Origin of the sequence: Dactylosporangium vinaceum (assembly GCF_019904175.1) — a bacterium.
Taxonomy (GTDB): Bacteria; Actinomycetota; Actinomycetes; order Mycobacteriales; family Micromonosporaceae; genus Dactylosporangium; species Dactylosporangium vinaceum.
In genome coordinates, this window is sequence record NZ_CP061913.1 from 8550504 (window position 1) to 8572022 (window position 21519).

Annotated in this window: 23 protein-coding genes; 7 read left to right on the plus strand and 16 right to left on the minus strand. The window is 74.9% G+C overall.

What is annotated here, in order from left to right:
- Positions 1-5 precede the first annotated feature (5 nt).
- Positions 6-1148 (minus strand): glycosyltransferase, encoded by a 1143-nt coding sequence (locus tag Dvina_RS38290; RefSeq protein ID WP_223094571.1) that lies wholly within the window; start codon positions 1146-1148, stop codon positions 6-8.
- Positions 1149-1183: 35 nt separating this feature from the next.
- Here Dvina_RS38290 and Dvina_RS38295 point away from each other — a divergent pair, with 35 nt between their 5' ends.
- The gene (locus tag Dvina_RS38295) at positions 1184-1441 is read left to right on the plus strand and encodes an acyl carrier protein (protein WP_223094573.1); all 258 of its coding nucleotides are present in this window, start codon (positions 1184-1186) and stop codon (positions 1439-1441) included.
- On the opposite strand, the gene Dvina_RS38300 is transcribed toward Dvina_RS38295, so the two are convergent.
- The 3 genes from Dvina_RS38300 to Dvina_RS38310 are packed head-to-tail and all read right to left on the minus strand — an operon-like array spanning position 1416 to position 4293.
- Positions 1416-2087 carry a hypothetical protein gene (locus Dvina_RS38300; protein ID WP_223094575.1) on the minus strand — a complete coding sequence of 224 codons (672 nt, stop codon included), beginning with the start codon at positions 2085-2087 and terminating at the stop codon, positions 1416-1418. The two genes, Dvina_RS38295 and Dvina_RS38300, sit on opposite strands and share 26 nt — an antisense overlap.
- An 8-nt stretch (positions 2088-2095) precedes the next feature.
- Entirely contained in the window at positions 2096-3022 is a 927-nt protein-coding gene (locus tag Dvina_RS38305; RefSeq protein ID WP_223094577.1) for a 3-oxoacyl-[acyl-carrier-protein] synthase III C-terminal domain-containing protein, read from the minus strand.
- Positions 3019-4293 carry a condensation domain-containing protein gene (locus tag Dvina_RS38310; protein ID WP_223094579.1) on the minus strand — a complete coding sequence of 425 codons (1275 nt, stop codon included), beginning with the start codon at positions 4291-4293 and terminating at the stop codon, positions 3019-3021. Before Dvina_RS38310 ends, Dvina_RS38305 begins: the two co-directional genes overlap by 4 nt.
- A 142-nt stretch (positions 4294-4435) precedes the next feature.
- Between Dvina_RS38310 and Dvina_RS38315 the strand changes: the two genes are divergently transcribed.
- On the plus strand, positions 4436-6058 hold the full coding sequence (locus Dvina_RS38315; RefSeq protein ID WP_246655590.1) for a class I adenylate-forming enzyme family protein: 1623 nt from the start codon (positions 4436-4438) through the stop codon (positions 6056-6058).
- Between the two features lie 198 nt (positions 6059-6256).
- Positions 6257-7426 carry an LPXTG cell wall anchor domain-containing protein gene (locus Dvina_RS55400; RefSeq protein WP_223094583.1) on the plus strand — a complete coding sequence of 390 codons (1170 nt, stop codon included), beginning with the start codon at positions 6257-6259 and terminating at the stop codon, positions 7424-7426.
- A gap of 137 nt (positions 7427-7563) precedes the next feature.
- On the opposite strand, the gene Dvina_RS38325 is transcribed toward Dvina_RS55400, so the two are convergent.
- The 4 genes from Dvina_RS38325 to Dvina_RS38340 all read right to left on the minus strand — a co-directional run bounded on the left by Dvina_RS38325 (position 7564) and on the right by Dvina_RS38340 (position 12302).
- On the minus strand, positions 7564-10035 hold the full coding sequence (locus tag Dvina_RS38325; protein WP_223094585.1) for an FtsX-like permease family protein: 2472 nt from the start codon (positions 10033-10035) through the stop codon (positions 7564-7566).
- Complete coding sequence (locus Dvina_RS38330) at positions 10032-10757, minus strand: ABC transporter ATP-binding protein (RefSeq protein WP_223094587.1); 726 nt, start codon at positions 10755-10757, stop codon at positions 10032-10034. Before Dvina_RS38330 ends, Dvina_RS38325 begins: the two co-directional genes overlap by 4 nt.
- Positions 10754-11335, minus strand: coding sequence for a PadR family transcriptional regulator (locus Dvina_RS38335; RefSeq protein ID WP_223094589.1), 582 nt, complete (start codon positions 11333-11335; stop codon positions 10754-10756). The genes Dvina_RS38330 and Dvina_RS38335 overlap by 4 nt, the downstream gene beginning before the upstream one ends.
- 61 nt (positions 11336-11396) lie before the next feature.
- The gene (locus Dvina_RS38340) at positions 11397-12302 is read right to left on the minus strand and encodes a hypothetical protein (RefSeq protein WP_223094591.1); all 906 of its coding nucleotides are present in this window, start codon (positions 12300-12302) and stop codon (positions 11397-11399) included.
- Between the two features lie 51 nt (positions 12303-12353).
- Between Dvina_RS38340 and Dvina_RS38345 the strand changes: the two genes are divergently transcribed.
- Positions 12354-12581, plus strand: coding sequence for a hypothetical protein (locus Dvina_RS38345; RefSeq protein ID WP_223094593.1), 228 nt, complete (start codon positions 12354-12356; stop codon positions 12579-12581).
- 66 nt (positions 12582-12647) lie between these two features.
- Here Dvina_RS38345 and Dvina_RS38350 read toward each other — a convergent pair whose 3' ends face one another.
- Both Dvina_RS38350 and Dvina_RS38355 read right to left on the minus strand, forming a co-directional pair.
- Positions 12648-13331 carry a DJ-1/PfpI family protein gene (locus tag Dvina_RS38350; RefSeq protein WP_223094595.1) on the minus strand — a complete coding sequence of 228 codons (684 nt, stop codon included), beginning with the start codon at positions 13329-13331 and terminating at the stop codon, positions 12648-12650.
- An 85-nt stretch (positions 13332-13416) separates the two neighbouring features.
- Positions 13417-13824, minus strand: coding sequence for a MarR family winged helix-turn-helix transcriptional regulator (locus Dvina_RS38355; protein ID WP_223094597.1), 408 nt, complete (start codon positions 13822-13824; stop codon positions 13417-13419).
- A 66-nt stretch (positions 13825-13890) separates the two neighbouring features.
- Here Dvina_RS38355 and Dvina_RS38360 point away from each other — a divergent pair, with 66 nt between their 5' ends.
- Positions 13891-14256, plus strand: coding sequence for a DUF4175 domain-containing protein (locus Dvina_RS38360; protein WP_223094599.1), 366 nt, complete (start codon positions 13891-13893; stop codon positions 14254-14256).
- The gene (locus Dvina_RS38365; RefSeq protein ID WP_223094601.1) at positions 14253-15785 is read left to right on the plus strand and encodes a multicopper oxidase family protein; all 1533 of its coding nucleotides are present in this window, start codon (positions 14253-14255) and stop codon (positions 15783-15785) included. The genes Dvina_RS38360 and Dvina_RS38365 overlap by 4 nt, the downstream gene beginning before the upstream one ends.
- On the opposite strand, the gene Dvina_RS38370 is transcribed toward Dvina_RS38365, so the two are convergent.
- The 4 genes from Dvina_RS38370 to Dvina_RS38385 all read right to left on the minus strand — a co-directional run bounded on the left by Dvina_RS38370 (position 15775) and on the right by Dvina_RS38385 (position 18887).
- The gene (locus Dvina_RS38370; protein WP_223094603.1) at positions 15775-16812 is read right to left on the minus strand and encodes a lysylphosphatidylglycerol synthase transmembrane domain-containing protein; all 1038 of its coding nucleotides are present in this window, start codon (positions 16810-16812) and stop codon (positions 15775-15777) included. The genes Dvina_RS38365 and Dvina_RS38370 overlap by 11 nt on opposite strands.
- A gap of 90 nt (positions 16813-16902) precedes the next feature.
- On the minus strand, positions 16903-17832 hold the full coding sequence (locus Dvina_RS38375; RefSeq protein WP_246655592.1) for a M56 family metallopeptidase: 930 nt from the start codon (positions 17830-17832) through the stop codon (positions 16903-16905).
- Positions 17829-18209: a BlaI/MecI/CopY family transcriptional regulator gene (locus tag Dvina_RS38380; protein ID WP_246655593.1), complete on the minus strand. Its 381-nt coding sequence runs from the start codon at positions 18207-18209 to the stop codon at positions 17829-17831. The genes Dvina_RS38375 and Dvina_RS38380 overlap by 4 nt, the downstream gene beginning before the upstream one ends.
- Before the next feature lie 60 nt (positions 18210-18269).
- The gene (locus tag Dvina_RS38385) at positions 18270-18887 is read right to left on the minus strand and encodes a DedA family protein (protein WP_223094605.1); all 618 of its coding nucleotides are present in this window, start codon (positions 18885-18887) and stop codon (positions 18270-18272) included.
- Between the two features lie 218 nt (positions 18888-19105).
- Between Dvina_RS38385 and Dvina_RS38390 the strand changes: the two genes are divergently transcribed.
- Entirely contained in the window at positions 19106-19936 is an 831-nt protein-coding gene (locus tag Dvina_RS38390; RefSeq protein ID WP_223094607.1) for a hypothetical protein, read from the plus strand.
- Between the two features lie 330 nt (positions 19937-20266).
- Here Dvina_RS38390 and Dvina_RS38395 read toward each other — a convergent pair whose 3' ends face one another.
- Together Dvina_RS38395 and Dvina_RS38400 are read right to left on the minus strand one after the other, a co-directional pair.
- A complete protein-coding gene (locus Dvina_RS38395; RefSeq protein ID WP_223094609.1) occupies positions 20267-20683 on the minus strand; it encodes a cupin domain-containing protein in 417 nt (138 codons plus the stop codon).
- Complete coding sequence (locus tag Dvina_RS38400) at positions 20680-21519, minus strand: phosphoenolpyruvate hydrolase family protein (RefSeq protein ID WP_223094611.1); 840 nt, start codon at positions 21517-21519, stop codon at positions 20680-20682. The genes Dvina_RS38395 and Dvina_RS38400 overlap by 4 nt, the downstream gene beginning before the upstream one ends.

The window sequence follows — 21519 nt, forward strand, 5'->3', positions numbered from 1 at the left end:
CGGGCTCACCGTTCCTTTCGGGCCAGGGTTTCGAGGTGCGCGACGGCGGCCTCGGCACCGCCGGCGGCCGGGAACGAGTCGCCGATCGTGCGCGCGCCCGCGCGGTAGGCGGGGTCGTCGAGCACTGTGGTGACGGCCCTGCGGAGCTCGTCGGCGCTCAGGCCGATGAACGGCACCCGGATGCCGGCGCCGGCCGCGGCGACCAGGTCGGCCACGGCGGGCTGGTCGTAGCGGATCGGGGCGACGACGAGCGGTACGCCGTTGGCGAGGGCCTCGCCGACGATGCCCATGCCGCCGTGGCTGACCACGGCCTGCAGGTGCGGCATCATCCGCAGCGTCGGGACCCGCCCGGCGACCAGGATGTGCGCGGGCGGGTCGGGCACCGCGCCGGCCGGGGCGATGAGCACCGCCTGCAGCCGGTCGCCGAGGTCCGCCAGAGCGCGCACGGCGGTGCCGAAGAACTCCCGGTCGACGCCCTCCGCGAGGGTGCCGACGGTGATGAGCACGTGCCGGCGGCCGGGGTCGAACCACTCCCAGTCGAAGCCGTCGTAGGCCGGGCCGCGGCCGAACGCGGGGCCGACGAGCACGCAGGAGTCCGGCAGCGGCGTGGGACCCAGCAGGGCGGCGGTGGTGAAGGCCAGGACCAGGTGCGGCGAGAAGAGGACCTCGGCGACAGTCCCCGGCGGCAGGCCGGCCTTCTCGCGGAGCCGGTCGAGGTGGGGCCGGGCCAGGTCGTCGGCGCCGGGCCCGCGGGTCAGTTCGAGCGCGCTCGGGGCGAGGGTGGCCCAGGGCAGGCCGTGGCGCAGCGCCACGAGGGCGCCCGCGAACGCGTGCTGGTCGGCGAGCAGGACGTCGGGGCGGTACGCCGCCACCGCCCGCTCGACCGCCGGCAGCGTGAAGCGCGCCATCGGTACCAAATAGGACTCCCACACGAACCGCAGCGCCTCGGGCCCGTGGCCGTCCTGCTCGGGGTAGTAGCGCGAGCCCGTCGGATGGATCTGCGCGTCCGGACCGACGAGCGGCCGCAGGTAGGACTCCGGGCCGCACCAGGCGACGTCGTGCCCGGCCCGCTGCAGTGCCGCGGCCACCGCGAGCGGGGCGTTGATGTGCCCGGCCAGTGGGAGTACCACCAAAAGGAATCGACTCATTTGACATCCATGTGCGGCGCTGTTGTCATGTCGGCATGGTGGAGCTCAGGCAGCAGGTGGTCTCGTCGATGTCGGATCTGCTCGTGCGGATGCTGCGCCTCGACCGGCCGGTCACCGAGGCGTCGCAGCTGGAGGAGGAGCTGGGGATGAGCTCCTCGCAGGGGGTGCAGCTGATCCTCGACCTGGAGCGCGACCTGTCCATCATGATCGACGTCGAGGACCTCGAGCAGGAGGAGCTGGCCACCGTGGGCGAGCTCGCCGACTACATCACCGCTCACGCGACGCCCCAGTAGCGAAGGTCGCGGTGCACCGGTAGCGTAGCGCCGGGTCGTAGCGCTCGATCGTCGCCGGCAGCTCCCACCAGCCGGCGGTGAGGGGCCGGCCGTCCGGATCGCCGGCGGCGTCGGTGTGCACCCGGATCTCGCCGACCCGGACCGGGCCGGGCTGCGCGCTGCACACCAGCGCGACGCCGGCGTTGCGCGCGGTCACCGGGGCCGGATAGTGCACTGTGGACTGTTCGAGGATCAGCAGCAGGGCCCGCCGGCAGGTGCCCGAGCCGATGTAGGAGCGGATCAGCCGCAGGGCGGTGAACGGCGCGGCGACGCCCTGGTCGCAGACCGCGAACGAGCGCGGGTTGCCGGGACAGACGTGACTCAGGTAGGTCGCCGCCGCCCGGCCCGGCCGCACGTCGGGCACGTCGAACGCCAGGACCAGCAGGTCGACGGGCTCGTCCGGGCCGACGGCGGCACCGATCAGCGCGGCCCCCATCTCCCCGTACGACTGCCCGGCCCCGGTGGCCAGCAGGTCCTCGTCGAGCGGCAGCCCGTGGGGGCGCACCATGTCGGCCAGGTATGTCCCGATGGCCGCCCGATGGTGCGGCGCCCGCAGAAACTCGCAGTCGTCGTCGAAGGTGCGCCGCTCGACCCGGTTGATGTACACGGCGGCCCCTAGTGCTCCAGGACCATCGCGGAGAACGTCGCGCCGAGCCCGGCCCCGGCGGCGGCGACGAGATACCGCTCCCCCGGGCGTAACCGGCCCCGCTCGCGCGCGGTCGCGTAGTTGACGAACATGTCGGCGCAGAACATGTGCCCGGTGGTGAGCACGTTGTCGATGAGCACCTGCTCCGGTGGTACCTCCAGCGCCTTGGCCACCCGCCGCCAGGACCCGAGGTTCACGTTGTGGGGCAGGATCACGCTGAGCTCGCCGAGCTCGACGCCCGCATCGTCGAGCGCAGCCTCGATCGCCGCAGCCATGGAGGGCGTGTAGCCGCGCTGGAACAGCGGTGCCACGTCCTCCGGCTCGCCGTCGAAGTCGCCGCGCTCCAGGCTGGCGTAGGCGAGCAGCCGGTCGCGCGGGCCGTCGAGGCTTATCAGGCAGGCGGCCGAGCCCTCGGAGAAGATGGAGGTGCCGTCCAGCATCCGCGAGTCGCGGGTGAACGCCTTCTCCCCGGCCAGGACGAGCGCGAGGGCGTCCGGCTCACCGCACTCCGCGAGCAGCCGGCCCGCGAGGTCGACGGCGAGCAGCCCCGTCGCGCACGACTGCTGGGTCACGGTGAACGCCTCCGCGTGCCGCAGTCCACGCTCGGCGCAGAGCTGGTGCAGCGGGTTGACCGGATACGGCACCACGACCGGGAACGCGCGGGCGTGCAGCACGAACCGCACCCGGTGCTCGTTGCCGCGCAGGGCCTCCAGCCGGTCCACTGCCGCACGGAGCAGGTCCAGCAGCGAGCCGTCGTCGCGCCGCACCGCGGTGAGCTTGTGGAACCGCTCGAACATCGCGACCTGGATCGGCGACAGGCTCAGCTCGTCGGCGAGGTCGGCCACCCGGACCTGCCGGGGCGGCAGGTATGTGGCGACCGCCTCGATCGCGGTCACCGCGCCACCGCCGCGTCCACGGCGACCGCCTCCATCTCGCGGAGCACCGCCTCCAGGTCGGCCGGGGCGAGGTACCGGGTGTCGGTCCACGCGCTGAGCTCGATCACGCCGGCGGCGTCCTCGGCGTTGACGAACAGGCGCTCGGTGGGCCTGTCGGTCCGCCGCCGCCAGGTGAAGGTGGTCGTGGCGAGCGCCCCCTTGACGTCGGCCGCGGACGGGGCGTCACCCGTCGTGCGGTCCATCCGCCGGTCGTTGAAGAAGCAGCCGAGGTCGAGCTCCTCGCCGCGCTCCCGCGCGACCCGGGCGATCAGCTCGGCGCGGGCCCGCGGGTCGTAGTAGGCGTGCTTGTAGACGCTCATGCCCCGGCGCTTGCTGCGGACGAGCGCACCGTCCAGGGTCTCGCCCTCGACGTCGAGCACCCACAGGCCCGTCTGGTTGACGGGGGCGAACACGTCGGCCAGGTGTGTGTGGAACCGGTTGCCCACCACGAGCTGCAGCACGACCGGGCCGGCGCCGGTCACCCGGTTGAGGGCCACCGCGAACACGGCCAGCAGCGGCGCGCTCGCCCCGGCCGCGCCCGGCGCGACGACCTGCAGCGCCAGGTACAGGGCCCGCGACCGGAACACGGCCTCCCAGTAGCGCGGGGTGCGCGCATCGGACGACGGCGCGAACCGGCGGGCCGGGATCGCCCGCAGCTGCTTCTCCCAGTAGGCCATCGAGGCCGCGCTCAGCCGCCGGGCCTCCTCGCCGCGCTCCCACTCGGCGAGCTCGACGGGCCGCATCCCCTCGCCCCGGACCGTGCGGGCGAGCGCGTCGAGGGCCAGGTGGCAGTACACGCTCACGAGCAGGACCGGCACGCCTCGCTGGAGCACGAGCGCCGTGGCGACCGGCCAGTCCTCGGCGTGGTCGTGGCCGCGTTCGCTGAAGCCGTCCCGGATTTCGGCCGCCACGGCCGACGGGTCACGACCGGCGGCCTCGAAGACCTCGAGCACCGTCTCGCCCTCCGCCGCCACGACCTGGCGGGGTTCGCCATCCGCCCCAACCGCCAAACGGGTGCGCATCGAGTCAAACCGCTGCATCCTGTCCCGCAGACCGGCGACCACGGACTCGATCGTGGTGAAAGGTTCAAGCGGCTCCACGAACGAGATGGGCAGCCAGGAGCGCTGCTGCACCATCGCGGTCCAGATCTCGCGCTGCCCCCACGTCAGCTCCGCCGCACCCGAGGTCAACGCGTGGAACGGCACGACGATCCGGCGTAACGCGCTGTCCAAGGCCCGTCTCCTCGCAGACGTCGGTGCCGCCGAAGTATGACCGCCGTCCGGGGAATACTTCAATATTTACATTCACGGAAGCCCGGTGGTATCAAGTAGCGCGCACTCTGCCCGACGTCGGCCGCGAACGAGGGAGATGACCGTGGGCTTACCCGCCCTTCGCACCAAGCTGATCGCCGACGCCGATCTCGGCGCCGGCAACGTCCTGGCGAAGCTGCGGGAGCACGGTGTGGCCCCCGACGAACCGACGATCACCTTCGATGTCGAGGTCGACGGCCACCCGGCCTGGACCGCGCTGACCTTCGGCGAGCTCGATGAGCGGGTCGCGGCCCGCGCCGCCTGGCTGCAGGCCCGCGGCATCGGCCGGCGCGACCCGGTCGCCGTCTACGTCACCTCGGCCGCCGACGTGTTCCTCAACTTCCTGGCGCTGACCCGTCTCGGCGCGATCCCGGCCCTGATGAACGGCAACATGCCCGGCGACGTGGCGGTCGAGTACATCCAGCGGCTGGGCGCGACAGGCGTCATCGCCGACGCTGTGCACGCGCCGCTGCTGGGCGCGCAGCCGGTGTTCGCGGCGGCCGAGACGGGCACCGGCGATCCGGGCGCGGCGCCCGAGCATTTCCGCCACCATGCGGACGATCCGATCGCCATTACGCATTCCTCGGGTACCACCCGAATGCCGACGCCCGTCGTGCACTCCCACAGCAGCCTCTTCGCGGCGATCCGGGCCATCCGGCTGACGGAGCCGCGCTCGCACGAGCCGGTGCGGCACATGTCGGCCCTGCCCGCCGCCCACGCCGCCGGGATCATCACGCTGCACCAGGCCCTCTGCAACCGCTACGAGCTGCTGTGCCTCTCCGCCCAGGGCGGCCCGTTCGGCCACAACGGCTCCGCTGTCGTCGACGCGATCGAGCGCTGGCGCCCGACCGGCGTCTTCGGCTTCGCCGTGACGTGGGCCGAGATCGCCGCCCTGGACCTCAGCGGCCGCGACCTCGACTCGGTCCGCGTGTGGTTCAACACGGGCGACTGCGCGCACGAGGCGCACGTACGCAAGCTCATCGCCATCGGCAGCCACCCCACCTGGACCCGCGAGGGCACGGTCACGGTCGCCGGCTCCCGCTTCACCGACGGCATCGGCTCGACCGAGATGGGCCACTCGGCGTTCCACGTCACCCACCGCCAGGGCAGCGAGCACTACGACCGCTGCGTGGGCAGGCCGTATCCGTTCGCGGACGTGGCGCTGCTCGACCTGTCGACCGGGCGGCCCGTGCCCGACGGCGAGGTGGGCCACGTGGGCCTGAAGTCGCCCACCCTGGCCCCGGGCTACTGGAACGACTCGGTCAACACCTACCGCAACCGCCTCGACGGCTACTACCTGACCGGCGACCTCATGTACCGCCACGACAACGGCTGCTACCACCACGTCGACCGCGCCGTGGACGCCGTCGACCTGGGCGACGGCCAGTGGCTCTACACCGCCCTGGCCGAAGAGCGCATCCTGGCCCGCTGCCCCGACATCCGCGACTGCACGGTCGTCGCCCGCCGCACGGCGACCGCCGTCGACACCGACGTCCTGCTGATCCTCGCCCCGGGCGCCGACCCCACCATCGACCGCACCGAGCAGATCCGCGCCGCCATGGGCGGCCCGGCCGCCGCCACGGTCCGCAGCGCCCCCGTGGTGCAGGAGAACGACATCGTCCTGGGCCCGACGGGCAAGGTCCGCAAATTCCTGATGCGCCAGCGCCACCTGGCCGCCACCCGCTGACCCCCGCCGCACCGACCCGCGCCGGGGGCGGTGGCGGGCAGGGCTGTCGGGTGATCGGGCAGAGATCGGGGCTGGGCGGACCGGCAACCCGGGCAGACCTTGTGGGCAACCGGATCGCTACCGCACAGTGACTGCACCGGCCGAGATCACTCTTCGGAGTTGGCCAGTGACTCACAGTTCGCTGTTCGGAGGTACGTCATGCACAAGTGGGTGTTGCGGGGCCTGGTGACCGCCGGGTTCGCGGGCGGCGTCTGGCTGCTGAGCGCGGGGGCCGCGCAGGCGGCGGACGCGCCGGGGCACGGCGGTGTCGCATCGGTCGGCCTGCGCGGTTCGGGGGCCTCCGTCACCGTGGGTGGGGTGGCGAGCGTCAACGTGGGGACCGGCACCGGTGTCCACGCCGGCGGACCCGGCTCGGGCGGGGCGTCGTCGCCGGGCGGCGGCGGCCTCCAGGTCGGCGTCGACCTCGGCGGCGCACCGTCGACGGCGGGCGGCAGTGGCACGAGCAGTGGCAGCGGCACGAGCAGTGGCAGCGGCACGAGCAGTGGCAGCGGCGGCAGTGGCACCAGCGGCGGCGGGCTGCAGGCCGGGGTCACGGTCGGCACCATCGCGAACGTCCAGGCCGGTGTGGCTCAGTCAGGTGTGCAGGTGACTGTCGACCTCGGCGGCACCTCGGCCGCGGCCGCGCCGATCGACGTGGTCGTCGGGGCCGGCCCTGCCTCCGTGAACCTGAACCTCGGCGGCGGCGGCGGGGTGAACGGTGGCGCCACGATCGACGACATGCTCGACGTGGACGTGACCGGCGACCTCGGCGACCCGTCCCTCACGCTCTCGGCCGACCTGGGTGACGAACTCTCGGCCGGCGCGGTGCTCGACCTCTCCGGTGGCGTCTCCGCCGCCGCCGACCTGAGCACCGGCACCGACGCGGGCCTGAACTTCACCGTGGACCTCCTTCCCGCGATCACCTCGGAGACCACCGGCCCGGGCAGCGGCGGCACAGGCACGGGTAGTGGTGGCACAGGCACGGGTAGTGGTGGCACAGGCACGGGTGGCGGCGGCGGCACAGGCACGGGTGGCGGCGGCACAGGCACGGGTGGCGGCGGCACAGGCACGGGTGGCGGCGCGGGTAGCGCGGGCCCGGGCAACGGCACCGGAGCTGGCGCCGGCTCGGGTGGCGGCACCGCCGTGAACGCGGGCGGCGGTGGGGTGAGCGCGGGTGCCGTCACCGCCGTCGACCTCACCACCGCCGACGCCGACGCGCTGCAACCGGGCGCGCTGCCCGTCACCGGCGTGCAGACGGCCGGCCTCGCGCTCGCCGGGCTGCTCATGATGGGCCTGGGGCTGCTGCTCCTGCGCCGCCGCCGGTACTGACCGGCCGGGCCGCACCGGGTCGCCGGTGGGACACGCGGGCTGCCACGGCACATCTCCCCGCGGCCCCACCGGCGATCCACCGTGTCGGGGGCTCTGGCCGCCGCCCCGATCGCGGCTCGCCGCGCCGGTGCCGGCGGTCACTCCAGTGGCTGGCGGGCGATCGTGCGGGGCTCGCGGCCGGTCAGCAGCCAGCCGCCCAGGTAGGCGGCCAGCGGCAGGCCGGCCAGGATCGCCGCCAGGTTCAGCAGCGGCGGGTGGGCCAGCCAGTGCAGTTCGGCGTGGTACCAGGCAAGCACCGCCAGGTATGCGCCAGCCGTGCCGATGACCGCGCCCATCAGCGCCAGCGAGCCGGCGGTGGCGGCGGTGAGGGCACGGCGGGTCCGGCGGCGGGCGCCGGCCGCGGTCAGCGTGCGCAGGTCGCGGGCGGTCTCGCTGCGGATCAGCCCGACGGTCATGGCCAGCACGGCCAGGGCCAGCGCGATGCCGGCCGCCGTGGCCCGGGTGGCCAGCTCGGCCTGGTCGCGGCCGGTCGGGCGGGACTCGATGCTCAGCCCGCCCGCGGCGGCGGACTGCTCCGCCCGGTCGATCTGGGTGGCCGTGAGCGCCGACGGGGCGTCGAGCAGCCAGCCCACCGGCTGCGAGCTCAGGTGCAGGGCGGCCACGCCGTGCTCGGTGATGATGGCGTTGGGCAGGGACGTGTAGGCGGGCAGCGGCACCTGTTGCAGGACCGGCCGCCAGCCGGAGTTGCGGCCGGGGACCACGTCGTAGCCGTCGATGCTCGCCCGCGGGGTCAGCAGGTCGGCGTCGGCGTGGATGGTCGCGGGGTCGATGCCGTAGTGGGCCAGGAGCTCCGGCGTGGCCACGAACAGGCCGATCATGTCGCGGCTGCTGTAGACCACGCCGCCGGGCTCACCCGGGCCGGGCTCGTGCGGCTTGGCGAGGGCGGCGACCGGGCGGCCGCCGCGGTCGAGGGGCCAGGCGGGGTCGGTCGCGCCGACGAGCGGTACCAATGCGGCGTCCGGCACTGCGGCGGCGATCGCGGCGGCCCGGGTCCGCAGCGTGTCCAGCTGCGGCCCCTCGACGGCCGGGACCGGGCCCGCCAGGCCGCCGTCGGACAGCCAGATCACGGCCTGGTCGGCGGGGAGGTTGCCGCCGGTGGGTGCGGCCGCCTTGGCCACGGTGACGGCGGCGGTCAGGGTGACGACGGCGGCGATGCCGGCGGCGAGCGCGATCGCGGCCAGCGCGGCGCCCGAGCGGGACCGGTAGCGGGCCAGGTCGCGCAGGGCCAGCCGGGACGCCAGGGGCGCGTGGCGGGCCAGCCGGCCGAGGGTGGCGATGCCGGCCGGGGCGAGCAGCAGCAGCGCGACGGCCGTCACCAGCACGCCCCCGAGGATGTACGGCACCTTCGTCTGCTGCGCCAGGACCAGCGCGGTCAGCCCGGCGGCGAGCAGCACGGCGCCGAGGGCGGCGAAGCGGTGGGCCGGGCGCGGCGGCGCGGGGCGGGCCGAGAGGGCGGCGACGACGGGGATGCGCGCGGCCGCGCGGGCGGGTGCCCAGGCGGCGGCGACGGCCGTGACGATCGCCAGGAGCACCGCCACGAGCACCGCTCCCCACGGCAGGTCGAACCGGTCGATGCGGTGCCCGAGCGGCTCCTCCAGCAGCGGCCCCAGCCCGATCCACGCCACGGCGCCGGCCGCGGCCCCGGCGAGCGCGCCGGCCCCGCCGACGACCGCGCCGTTGGCCAGCAGCACCAGCCGGATGTGGCGGTGGCCGGCCCCGACCGCGCCGAGCATCCCCAGCGCGCGCAGCCGCCGCTGGGCCATGACGGTGAAGCCGGCGACGGCGAGCAGGCCCACGAACACCAGCCCGATCGCGCCGAGGACGAGCACCAGCACGCTCGCGGCGCCGGCCTCGCCGCCCGGGCGGAGCTGGGTCGAGGCGCCGTCGGGGCGCGGCTTCGCCCGGTACTGCGCGTCGGCGGCCCGGATCAGCACGTCGACCCGGCTCAGCGCCCCGGCCTGCCCGGGTGCGACGAGGGCGAACGCGTCGCGCAGGTCGAGCGGGTTCTCGACCAGGCCGACCACGGTGCGGTCCCGGTCGCTGCGGTGCCAGACGCCGCCGAGCCGCAGGCCCAGCGCGTCCGCGACCCGCCGGGTGAGGGCGACCTCGGCCGGGCCCTGCGGCCAGCGGCCCTCGTCGAGGTGGAGCATCACGGCGCCGTACGGGCCGGCCGGGTCCTGGGCGCGCACGTCGAACCCGTTGGCCGAGCCGGGCAGCGGCACCTTCTTGCCGTGCTCGATGACGTCCACGGTGCCGAACGAGCCGCGCAGCGTGGCCAGCCCGGCCGCCAGCCGCGGGTCGCCGCCGTCGAGGGACACCAGGTGGTCGGCGGTGCCGAAGACGCCGGCCGCGGACGGCGCGTTGGCCGCGACGGCCAGGCCGACGGTGGTGGCGGCCACGGCCAGCGCGAGCAGGGCCAGGACGATGGCCTGCTGGCGCCACTCGCGCCGGAACAGCCGCCAGGCCCAGCGGGCCACCGCCCGGCGGGCCGCCATCCCGCCGTGGCCGGAGCCGAGCGCGATCGGCCGCTCCTGGACCGCGGCGCTCATCGGCTCGCCTCGCCGGTCAGCAGGGACTCGGGGCCCGGGCGCGGACCGGTGCGGTCGACCAGGCGGCCGTCGCGGATGAACACGACCCGGTCGGCCCACGAGGCGAGCTGGGCGTCGTGGGTCACCATGACCGCGGCCAGCCCCCGTTTGCAGGCCGCGAGCATCATCCGCATGACCGCCTCGCCGTTGACCGAGTCGAGGGCGCCGGTCGGCTCGTCGGCCAGCAGCAGCCGCCGCTCCCCCACGACGGCCCGCGCGATCGCCACCCGCTGCCGCTCGCCGCCGGAGAGCTGGTCGGGGAAGCGGCCCGCCCGGTCGCCCAGGCCGAGCTCGTCGAGGGCCCGCAGCCCGGCCGCGCGGGCCGGGCCGGCGCGCAGGCCGTCGAGCTCGAGGGGCAGGGCGACGTTCTCGGCGGCGGTGAGCCCGGGCAGGAGATTGAAGTCCTGGAAGACGTAGCCGATGGCGCGCCGCCGCAGCCGCGCCCGGTCGTCGCGGGACAGCGCCGACAGCGGCTGCCCGGCGACGAGCACCTCACCGGCGCTGGGCGTCTCGAGGGCGCCGGCGATGGTGAGCAGCGTGCTCTTGCCGGAGCCGCTGGGCCCCATGACGGCGACGAGCCGGCCCGCCTCGACGCTCAGGTCGACCTCGCGCAGGGCGTGCACCTCGTCGGCACCGTCCACATAGGACTTCGACACGCCGCGCAGCTCCAGGACCCCGGTCATCGCCGCGCCCCCGCCCGGCGGCGGATCTGCGCTCCGGCGGGGCGGGCCGGCGCGGGCGGGTCGAGCGCGGCCCGCCGCAGCCGGCCGTCGGCGGTGTCGAGCCAGCGCACGACCGAGTCGAGGCGGAAGAGCTCGGCGTCGACGACCAGGGCGAGCCCGAGGTCGAGGTCGCCCTCCTCCTCCTTGAGCCGCGTCCACTGCTGCATCAGCTCCAGCAGGTATCGCCGATGCTCCTGGATGATCCCGTGCACGTCGACGCCGGGCAGGCGCACCGCGATCAAGATCTTGATGACGAGCTCGTCGCGCGGGGGCGACGCCAGGTCGGGCGGCGTGCGCAGCCAGACCGCGAGCTCCTCGGCCCCGTCGGCGGTGATGTGGAAGCCCTTCTGCGGGCCGGGCTCGGCCTCGTCGTCGGACTCGACAAGGCCGTCGCGCTCCAGCCGCTGCAGGGTCGTGTACACCTGCCCGACGTTGAGCGGCCACACCTCGCCGGTGCGCGCCTCGAACTCCTCGCGCAGCTGCAGCCCGTACTTGGGCCCCTCGTTTAGGAGCGCCAGCAGAGCGTACCGAATCGACATGCCGAGTAGCATACTCAGTATAATTCCGGGAAACAACCCTCGGGAGCCGGGTCGAAACAGCTCAGGCGCGAATGCTCCGGTGGTACTGCAGCGGCCCGCCCTCCCCCGGCGCGGCGCCCACGTGGAACAGGTAGGCGGTGACCACGAGCTCCGGCCGGCCCGACGGCCCGTCGAGCAGGGTCACCGCCGGGTTCGCGATGGCCGCGCTGCCGCCGTGCGTCCGGATCGGCAGCGGCCAGGCCTGCTCGGCGGCGACGTCGTAGAGGTAGGTCCGCCAGGTGTGCCAGCCGCCCGGCTCCGTCTGGCCCTCGATGAGCAGGTAATCCCGGCCCTTCCAGGTGAACGCGTCCCGCCCGCCGATGTTGCCGCGCACGCCCCACCACTCCAGGGCGGCGTCGAGCCGCGGCTCGGGGCGGGCCGACCAGTCGGCGAACCCGGTCAGCACGCCGCGCGCCTGCCGGTCGACCTTCCCGCGCCGCCAGTAGTGGAACCCGACGTCGATGTGCGACCGGTCGGCCGACACCGCGTAAATGTTCGGGGTCCCCTCCGCGTGCCTGCGCTTCGGCACCTGGGTGTGCGGCGCGTCGAACAGCCGCAGCGCGCGCCCGGCGAGCAGGTCGGCGCGGCTCGTGTAGTCCAGCAGGCGCAGCCACGGCGGGGTGCCGGCCCCGCCGGCCTCGACGGCGACGAGGAACCCGCCGTCGGGCATGGCCACGATCGTCGGCTGCGACGCGAACCCGTCGAGCCGGGCCCGCCACGTCCACTCGGCCAGGTCCGGCGAGGTGGCCACGTGGACCTCGAAGCGGCTGTCGCCGACGCCGCAGTGGTACACGGCCAGGTAGCCGCCGGCCGGGTCGGCGATGACCTTCAGCGTGTCCATGGTCCGGCCCTGGTTGTCGCGCACGTCATAGCGGACGGTGGCGCTCGTCACATCGCACAGCGCGTCGATCAGCTCCGGCTCCGGCATCGCGCCATTGTCTCAAGCGCGCCACAGGTCCGCCCGGTTACCGTTGCCGCCATGACCTCGGTGCTGACCTGCGCAGCCATCGCCGCGGCGGCCTGGCTGCTGTCCCTCGGCCGCCGCCGCTGCACCGACCGGTCAGCCGCAGGGCCCACCGCGCCGCAGCCCCGCCCCGGCCACGCCCGACCGCACGCGCCGCGCCGGATCCGGTTCCGGGCCCGCCGCCCGGCCGCCGGACGCCCGGGCCGGCGCACCCGGCCACCGGCCCGCGGCTCCCGCAGCTGACCGGGCCGCCGCCGCAGCCGATCGGCGGCGGCCCTCGGCGGCGGCACCGGATGGGCCGAGCCGCGTTCAGACCGGGAGCGGGGCGTGGCCCGTGTTGCGCCACACGACGCCGCGCCGCTCGTGCTCGAAGAAGGTCTCGACGGCGTGGGCGACGCGGGGGCCGAGCTCGCGCTCCAGGATGTACAGGCCGAGGTCCAGGCCGGACGTGACGCCGCCCGCACTGAGGAGGTCACCGTCGTCGACGATCCGGGCCGCGACCACCTGGGCGCCGGTCGCGGCGAGCGCCTCCAGGCCGAGGTGGTGGGTCACCGCGGGGCGGCCCGCGATCAGCCCGGCCATCGCCAGTGCCAGGGAGCCGCCGCAGACGGTGGCGACAGTCACCTCGGGGTGGTCGAGGGCGGCGCGCAGCAGCGGCGCCGCGGGCGAGCCGGCGAACCGGGCCAGCAGCATGGGGACCGTCACCACGCCGTCGCCGGGCTCTGCGGTGCTCGGCCCGCTGGCGCCCGGCACCACGACATAGCCCGGCCGGTCGGGCCGCAGCGCCGCGGTCGCCCGCAGCGTCAGGCCGCGCGTGCCGCTCACCACGTCCCGCGGCCCGTCCACGGCGACGAGCTCCACATCCAGCGCGCGGCCGGCCCCGCCGTCCGGGCCGGCGCCCCCGGCCAGGTCACCGCCGGCCGCGAGCACCTCGAACGGGGCGACGACGTCGAGCGGGTCGAACCCGTCGAACAACACGATCTGTACCAACATGGCGTCGATCGTGGCCGGGCCGGCGCGGCGCGGCCAGTGGCCGCAATGCCAGGCAGCAACGGGTTTCGGCCGCCGCGGCCCGGGGCTAGGCGTCGAGGAAGCGCCGGAGGTGGTGGCGCAGGGCGTCGCGCTCGTCCGCTGTCATGTGGGCCATGAGCTCGTCGTTGACCTCGGCCGCCACCCGCTCGGCCGCGGCGAAGCGCTCGCGGCCGGCGTCGGTGAGCTCCACGACGTTGACCCGCCTATCGCTCGCCGACGCCCGCCGGACGACGAGACCGCGGGCGGCGAGCTCGTCGATGGTGCGAGTCATCGTCGACTTGTCGCTGCCGGTCCGCCCGGACAGCTCGCGCTGGCTCTGCGGGCCGGCCCGGTGCAGGTTCAGCAGCACGCCGAAGTGGCGGCCCTCGATCTCCAGCGGGGCGAGTGCGGCAGAGAACGCGTCAGCCGCCCGCCGGCCGGCCCGGCGCAGCAGGGGCCCCAGGGTGTACTCCACGCCGCCCACTCTAGTCGCATCTGATACCTTCTCGCATGAGAACATCTCAACGGGGAGGGTAGAACCATGTACTACTGGCCGTTCCGGATCGTCATGAGCGCGGCGGCGGTGATGCTCGTCGACCAGGCGGTGTTCGCGGGACAGTTCCTGGCCGGCACCTTCGGGGCACTGCACACGCACCGGGTCAACGCGACCTACAGCGGGATCGCCGTCCTCGTCGCCGCCGTCGCCGCCGTGCCGATCCACCGGCCGGGGCGCGGGCCGCTGTGGCCGGTGCTCGCCTGCCTCGGCCTGTTCGGGCTCATCGCCCTGCAGATCGCGCTCGGCTTCGCCCGCCTGCTGGCCCTGCACGTCCCGCTCGGCGTGGCGGTCATCGGCCTGGCCGCGGCGCTGGCCATCTGGTCCTGGCGCCCCACACGGAGCGCGGCATGAGGCGGCGGGCGCTGCTGGGGCTGCTCGCGGCGGTGGGCGGGGTGGGAGTACCACTGCTGCGCGGCTGGAAGGGCTCGACGTCCACCGGGCTGCTGCTGCCGAGCCGCCGCCCGCGGCCGGAGCCGTTCGCGGTAGCGCTGCCGATCCCGCCGGTGCTGCGGCCCGCCCGGTTCGACGCGGAGGGCGAGCACTACGAGATCGTGCAGCGGGTCGCCGCCGTGGAGATCCTGCCCGGGCTGTCGACGCAGATCTGGGGGTACAACGGCAGCCTCCCCGGGCCGACGATCGTGTCGCGCTCCGGGCGCCCGGTCACCGTGCTGCACCGCAACGAGCTGCCGGTGCCGACCGTCGCGCACCTGCACGGCGGGCGGACACCGGCCGCGTCCGACGGCTACCCCACCGACCTGCTGCTGCCCGCCGGCTCGACCGGCCATGCCGCGCACCTGCCGGCGATGTCCGACCCGCAGGCCGTCATCACGAGCGGGTCGCGGCTGTACTCGTACCCGCTCGACCAGCCCGCCGGCACGCTCTGGTACCACGACCACCGCATGGACTTCACCGGCCCGAGCGTCTGGCGGGGCCTGGCCGGCTTCCACCTCGTCACCGACGCCGCCGAGGACGACGTGCCGCTGCCCCGGGGCGCGCGCGACCTGCCGCTGATGGTGATGGACCGCTCGTTCGGCCCGGACGGCGAGCTGCTGTATCCCAGCGTCGACCCGGGCCTCGTCACGCCCGGCGTCACCGGCGGCTTCGGGGCGGGCGTGCTCGGCGACGTCATCCTCGTCAACGGTGCCCCGTGGCCGGTCGCCGACGTGGACGCCGCCCGCTACCGGCTGCGGCTGCTGAACGCGTCGAACGCGCGGCGGTATCGGCTGGTGCTCGACCCGCCCGGGGCGCTCGTGCAGATCGGGGCGGACGGCGGGCTCCTCGAGCGGCCGGTGCGCCACGACGCGGTGGAGCTCGCACCGGCGCAGCGGCTCGACGTGGTCGTGGACTTCAGCGGGTACCCCATCGGGCAGGACGTCACCGTCCTGAACACCTTCGGCGACGGGCCGACCGGCCGGGTGATGCGGTTCCGGGTCGTGCGCGCGGCCACCGACGACACCGCGGTCCCGGCGGCGCTGCCCGGGGAGCCGGGGCTGAGCCCGGGTCCGGACGCGCCCGCCCGGACCATGCAGTTCCGGCACGCGACGGTCGGGGGGATGGCCGGCTGGGCGGTCAACGGGGCGCCGTTCACGCCCGGCGCCGTGCACGCACGGGTGCGCCGCGGCGCGGTCGAGGTGTGGCGGCTCGCCAGCGACTTCCACCACCCGATCCACCTGCACGGCGCCACGTTCCGCGTCCTCGCGCGCAGCAACGGCGGGCCGGGCCCCTACGACGCCGGCTGGCGCGACACGCTCGACCTGCGCCCGGCCGAGCAGGCGACGATCGCGGTGCGGTTCGGCTCCGACCCGGGCCGGTACGTCTTCCACTGCCACAACCTCGAGCACGAGGACATGGCCATGATGGGCAACGTCGTCATCGAGTGACCGACAGGCTCGGCCGCGGGACACCGCGCGGCGTGGGCAGCGGCGCCGGTGTGGGGACGAGGGCCGCGTCGTTCGCCTTGCCCGCCCGCCAGCACAGCAGCCCGACCGGCAGGTCGATCCAGCACGAGAGGATGCGGTAGAGCAGCACCGCCGCCGCGGCCGGTGCGGCCGGCGCTCCGGCGGCCGTGAGCGCGACGAGCAGGCTCGCCTCGATCACGCCGATGCCCCCGGGCGTGGCCGGGATCTGGCGGAGCAGCTGGGCGATGAGATACCCGGTCGCGATCGTCGTCGACGGCACGTCCAGCCCGGCCGCGCGCACGGCGAAGACCAGGCAGAGCACGTCGGCCGTCCAGTTGAGGACCGCCATCGCCAGCACCGTCAGCCACCGCCCGGTCGGCACGGTGAACGCCAGCGCGACGGTGTGCCGCAGCGTGGCCCAGACCCGCGCCACCCGCCCCGCGCCCTCGGCGGCCTCCGGCGCCGCCACGGTCCGCGGCGCCCCACCGGCCCGGCGGACGGCGCGGGCGTGCAGCAGGCCGAGCACGCCCGCGCCGAGCACGCCGCCGACGATCCCGAGGACCTGCGCGGAGGGGCGGGCGATGAGCAGCACGTTCGCCGCGTAGAGCAGCGCCAGGCCCACGAGCGAGGCCGCGCCGGAGAGCAGCATCACCGCCGCCGCGACCGCGCGGGTGGCGCCGCCGGCCCGGAAGCGGCCGAACGCGTACCCGGCCGAGACCGCCGAGCCCGCCGGCAGCGCGGCCGCCATCGCGGAGCGGGCGTAGGTGAGCCCGAGCGAGGCGCCGGGCCCCATCCGGGCGCCGAACGCGGCGAGCAGCTGCCGCTGCTGCTCCGAGAACGCCACCATCGCCACGACCGAGAGCACCGCGGCCGCCGCGAGCCAGCCGGTCCGAGCCGTGCGCAGCGCCTCCCAGGTGGCCGCCGGGGACGGCAGGTGCCCCCGCAGCTCCAGCCCGGCCACGACCACGCCGGCGACGAGCAGTCCGGTCCGCCAGTACCTCACCTTCACGCCTTCATCGTCGGCAGCCACCGTAAGAGCGAATCCGGGTGCCGGTTAAGAATTGCGTGAGAATTCCGCCGCAGGATTGCGCGGCTGCGCTCAGCCGGTCGGCAGCCAGGCTTGCAGCAGCGCCGCGAACTCCGCCACCGCGGCCGCCGCGACAAGCAGCGAGAGCGCCGAGACGCAGGCCGAGCCGCTGACCGTGAAGCCGCCCTGGCGCAGCCGGCCGGAGGTGGGCCGGACGAGCGCCTCGACCCGGCACACCGTGCTGGAGCCGCCGATGCCCAGCGCCGCCTCGGGGCCGTGGGCGGCCAGCGCGACCTTGGCGATCGTGTGGGCGACCAGGCGGCGGTCGGCGACGGTCCGGGCGGCGTCCTCGTCGGCGCTGCGCTCGACCAGGAGGTCGACGGCGGCCGCCACCGGGCGCAGCAGCGGGTTGATCGCGGTGGCCAGCCCGGCGGCGGCGGTCGTGCGGTCGTGGCGGTGGCGCAGGTGGGCCCGCTCGTGGGCCAGGACCGCGCGGCGCTCCCGGGCGTCGAGCAGCCGCAGCAGGCCGCTCGTCACCAGCACGTGCCCCCGGCGCCCGGGCACGGGCGGCACGGCGACCGCGCGCGGGCTGTCCCAGTCGGCGACGAGCAGGTCGCCGTCGGCCGGCCCGGCGGCGTGCAGCGACCGGGCGACGGCCCGGCGGCGGTGCCGCTCGGACGCGGCCCGCCAGCCGATCCACAGCAGCAGCCCGGCCGCGCCGACGGCGAGCGGGTCGGGGATCGGCTCGGGCAGCGGCTGTCCCCCGGCCGCGGCGGACACGTGCGCGTAGCGCTCGATCGCCGGCACGTCGTCGGCGAGCGTCGCCGCCACGAGCAGCAGGCAGACCAGGCCGGACCCGGCCGTGACCACCGCCCCCGCCGCGAGCGCCCGCGCGGCCCGCTCCGGACGGCCGTCCCGGGTCGCGATCCGCGCGAGCGGCCAGAGGGCTACCGGCAGCAGCAGGACGGGCAGCAGCACCGGCACGTGCACGAGCCAGGTCACGGCGCGCCTTCGGCGGACTCGCGCAGCAGGGCCCGCAGCAGCTCGGCGTCGGCCGGGTCGAGCTCGGCGGTGAACTGGCGCAGCACCGCCGAGCGGTCGCCCGGCCCGTCGAGCGCCGCCCGCATGCTCCGGGCCGCCGCTGTCGCCCGGTCCTCGGCCGGGAAGTACTCGTGCCCGCGCCCCCCGGCCAGGCTGGCCCGCCGCCGCGCCCGCCCCTTCTCCAGCAGCCGGGTCAGGATCGTCTGCACGGTGTTGTACGCCCGCTCCCCATCCAGCCGCTGCTGCACCTGCGCCGGGCTCAGCGGCCCGTCCGCGGCCCACAGCACCGCCATGATCTCCGACTCCAGGGAGCCCCAGGCACGCCGATCCGAAGTCACCCGCCCACGGTACCCGCCCGCCGGCCCCTGCCTACGGAAGGAGGCGGGCGCCGCGGGCTCCTACCGCGTCCGCGCGCGCGACCGGGAGCGGGCCCGGAGGAGCTCGACAGCGATCGGGACGACCGAGACCACCACGATGCCGATGAGGATGAGCTCGATGTTGTCGCGGACGAAGGCGATCTGGCCCAGGAAGTAGCCGAGGACCGTCACGCCGCAGGACCACAGGATGCCGCCGAGGACGTTGTAGATGACGAAGGTGCGGTAGTGCATGCCGCTGGCCCCGGCGACGATCGGGGTGAAGGTGCGCACGATGGGCACGAACCGGGCCAGGACGATCGAGCGGGCGCCGTAGCGGTCGAAGAACTCCTGGGCCTTGCGCAGATTCGACTGCTTGAACAGCCGCGCATCCGGCCGGCGGAACAGCGACGGGCCGACGCGGCGGCCGAACATGTACCCCACCTGGTCCCCGGCGATCGCGGCGACGGAGATCAGCAGGCACACCAGCCACAGCGGCTGCTGCAGGTATGTGCCGGAGGCGACAAGCAGGCCGGCGGTGAACAGCAGCGAGTCGCCGGGCAGGAAGAACCCGATCAGCAGGCCCGACTCGGCGAACACGATCGCGAGGATGCCGATCAGGCCGAACGTCGAGATCAGGTACTCCGGGTCCAGGAAGTGCACGGCGGGACTCCTACCACTTGTAGGTGATGTCCCTCTGAACCGTACCGGCCGTTTCTGTAAGGAAGCTGGAAAGGGCGACTCTGAAAATTTCAGCGCGTTTCGGCAGGCCGGCTGGGTTGCCGAAGATTTTTTGAACCCTGGCCGCGACGGTCGCCGTACCACGCGACGAGACCGCCGGCGGACTCACGAAATCCCACCTGCTGAAGGGTCGGCCTCATATGTCCACAATCGACACTCCGACGAATCCGTGGCGGAAGCGGCTGCTGATCGGGGGCGGCGCGGCCGCGGTGCTCAGCGTCGGGCTCGGCCTCGGCGTCGCCGGCGCCCAGACCAACACCGGCGCGAGCGGCTCACCGGGCAACATCGTGTGCCCGACGGTGTCGGACCGGCTGCCCGCAGTGCCCGTGGAGGCCAGAGCCGAGGTCGAGCGCAACCTGCAACTGCTCAACACGCAGGTCGCCGAGGCCAACCAGCGGCTGGTCACCAGCCAGGGCCAGGGCGGCCCCAACTTCGTCAACAACGCCATCCTCGGCCCGCTGAAGGACAAGCGGGTCTCGACGATCGACCGGATCGCGATCGCCATCGGCCGCCACGCGGCCAAGCCGACAGGCCTGGACTCCCTGGCCGGCTGCCAGCTCGTGAAGGGCCAGCCGCCCGCGACGGCCGTCGTCCCGGCCCCGGTCGTGACGAGGACGACCACGGCGACCCGCACGACCGCGCCGCCGGCCGGCAACGCGGGCGGCGGCAACCAGGGCGGCGGCACCATCGCCTGCCCGTCGGTCGCCGACAAGCTGCCCGCGATCCCGGCCCAGGCCCAGGAGGAGGTCGACCGCAACCTGACCCTCCTGCAGACCCAGATCGCCGAGGCCGAGCAGCGCCTCGCCACCAGCCAGGGTCAGGGTGGCCCCAACTTCGTCAACAACGCCATCCTCGGCCCGCTGAAGGACAAGCGGGTGGCCACCATCAACCGCATCGCCACCGCGATCGGCCGGCACGCCGCCCGCCCGGAGGGCCTGGCCGAGTCCCTCTCCACCTGCGCCCTCGCGTAGACGCCGCGGCCCGGCCCGGTTGACGCGCACCCGCTCAACCGGGCCCCGGCGACATCAGCGATCCGCCCGGCCGTCGGCTCGCCGGGCCCGACCGGCTCCCCGGAACCACCGGATCCGGGCGCACGGCCGGCGGTAGGTCGAGGGCAGCGGCGCCGGACGCTCCGCGCGGCTGCCTCGCGTCCGGGCCCGAGCCGGTCCCGCGTCGCCTATGCGGGACCGGCCCCCTGTACCCCACTCGGTGCAGCGCTGCGATGAAACGTGTCAAACGGCTTGCCGGCCGGCGCCGTCGGCGGGGTCGCCGGTACAGGTGGCCGGGCGGGAACACCGGCATCAGCGGACCTGGCTCCAGGCCGGGGCGACGCCGGGCTCGATGATGCGGGCGTCGGGCAGGCCGTCGAGGCCGGTCTCGGCGCCGCCGGGGGTGTAGACGACCACGAGCCGCAGCGGGCGCCACGTGGTGTTGTAGGTGGAGTGCAGCGTGTTGGCCGGGATGTATACGGCGTCGCCCTCGCGGATCGGGAACGCCGGGCCGTCGCCGATCGTCTGCTCGCCCTCACCGGAGATCACGTAGATGACCTCCTCCTCGTTCGGGTGCACGTGCGGCGCGTGGCCCTGGGCCGGGTAGACGATCACCTCGCCGGTCGTCAGCCCGGCGCCCTCGTCGAGGTGCGGGGTGACGAGCCACTTGATGGTGCCCCAGTCGAACACCCGCGTCGGGTTGTCGTCGGGGCGGCGGAAGGTCGTCATGGGGGCTCCTGATCCGTGGCGGAGATGGACTTGAACGCGACGAGCTGGGCCTCGATGGCCCGCTCGGTGGGCAGCCGCTCGACCGACGATGCGCCGAAGAAGCCGACGACCCCGGTGGTGTTGGCGAGGATGTAACGGGCGTCGTCCGGCTCGGCGATGGGGCCGCCGTGGCAGAGCACGATGATGTCGGGGTTGACGGCCACCGCCGCGTCGCGCATCGCCTGCACCCGCTCGGCCGACTCCTCGAGGCTCAGCGCCGTCCGCGCGCCGATCGAGCCGCTCGTCGTGAGGCCCATGTGCGGCACCAGGACGTCGGCCCCGGCGTCGGCCATCGCCGCGGCCTGCTCGACGTCGAACACGTAGGGCGCGGTGAGCAGGTCGCGCTCGTGGGCCAGCCGGACCATCTCGATCTCGAGCCGGAAGCTCATGCCCGTCTCTTCGAGGTTCTGCCGGAAGACGCCGTCGATGAGCCCGACGGTCGGGAAGTTCTGCACCCCGGCGAAGCCCAGCGCGGCGAGCTCGTCGAGGAAGCGGCCCATGACCCGGAACGGGTCGGTGCCGTTGACGCCGGCCAGCACCGGCGTGTCCCGCACGATCGGCAGCACCTCCCGGCTCATGTCCACGACGATCTGGTTCGCGTCACCGTAGGCGAGCAGCCCGCTGAGCGACCCGCGCCCGGCCATCCGGTAGCGGCCGGAGTTGTAGATGATGATCAGGTCGGCCCCGCCGGCCTCGGCCGCCTTGGCCGAGATCCCGGTCCCGGCGCCGGCACCGATCACCGGCCGTCCGGCGGCGACGGTGGCCCGCAGCCGGGCCAGTGCGGTCGTGCGGTCCAT

What these genes read in the sequence shown, in the direction of transcription:
- Dvina_RS38290 (WP_223094571.1), bottom strand. Translation starts at nt 1,148, where the DNA reads ATGAGTCGATTCCTTTTGGTGGTACTCCCACTGGCCGGGCACATCAAC.
- Dvina_RS38295 (WP_223094573.1), top strand. Translation starts at nt 1,184, where the DNA reads ATGGTGGAGCTCAGGCAGCAGGTGGTCTCGTCGATGTCGGATCTGCTC.
- Dvina_RS55400 (WP_223094583.1), top strand. Translation starts at nt 6,257, where the DNA reads ATGCACAAGTGGGTGTTGCGGGGCCTGGTGACCGCCGGGTTCGCGGGC.
- Dvina_RS38325 (WP_223094585.1), bottom strand. Translation starts at nt 10,035, where the DNA reads ATGAGCGCCGCGGTCCAGGAGCGGCCGATCGCGCTCGGCTCCGGCCAC.
- Dvina_RS38330 (WP_223094587.1), bottom strand. Translation starts at nt 10,757, where the DNA reads ATGACCGGGGTCCTGGAGCTGCGCGGCGTGTCGAAGTCCTATGTGGAC.
- Dvina_RS38335 (WP_223094589.1), bottom strand. Translation starts at nt 11,335, where the DNA reads ATGTCGATTCGGTACGCTCTGCTGGCGCTCCTAAACGAGGGGCCCAAG.
- Dvina_RS38340 (WP_223094591.1), bottom strand. Translation starts at nt 12,302, where the DNA reads ATGCCGGAGCCGGAGCTGATCGACGCGCTGTGCGATGTGACGAGCGCC.
- Dvina_RS38345 (WP_223094593.1), top strand. Translation starts at nt 12,354, where the DNA reads ATGACCTCGGTGCTGACCTGCGCAGCCATCGCCGCGGCGGCCTGGCTG.
- Dvina_RS38350 (WP_223094595.1), bottom strand. Translation starts at nt 13,331, where the DNA reads ATGTTGGTACAGATCGTGTTGTTCGACGGGTTCGACCCGCTCGACGTC.
- Dvina_RS38360 (WP_223094599.1), top strand. Translation starts at nt 13,891, where the DNA reads ATGTACTACTGGCCGTTCCGGATCGTCATGAGCGCGGCGGCGGTGATG.
- Dvina_RS38365 (WP_223094601.1), top strand. Translation starts at nt 14,253, where the DNA reads ATGAGGCGGCGGGCGCTGCTGGGGCTGCTCGCGGCGGTGGGCGGGGTG.
- Dvina_RS38390 (WP_223094607.1), top strand. Translation starts at nt 19,106, where the DNA reads ATGTCCACAATCGACACTCCGACGAATCCGTGGCGGAAGCGGCTGCTG.
- Dvina_RS38395 (WP_223094609.1), bottom strand. Translation starts at nt 20,683, where the DNA reads ATGACGACCTTCCGCCGCCCCGACGACAACCCGACGCGGGTGTTCGAC.
- Dvina_RS38400 (WP_223094611.1), bottom strand. Translation starts at nt 21,519, where the DNA reads ATGGACCGCACGACCGCACTGGCCCGGCTGCGGGCCACCGTCGCCGCC.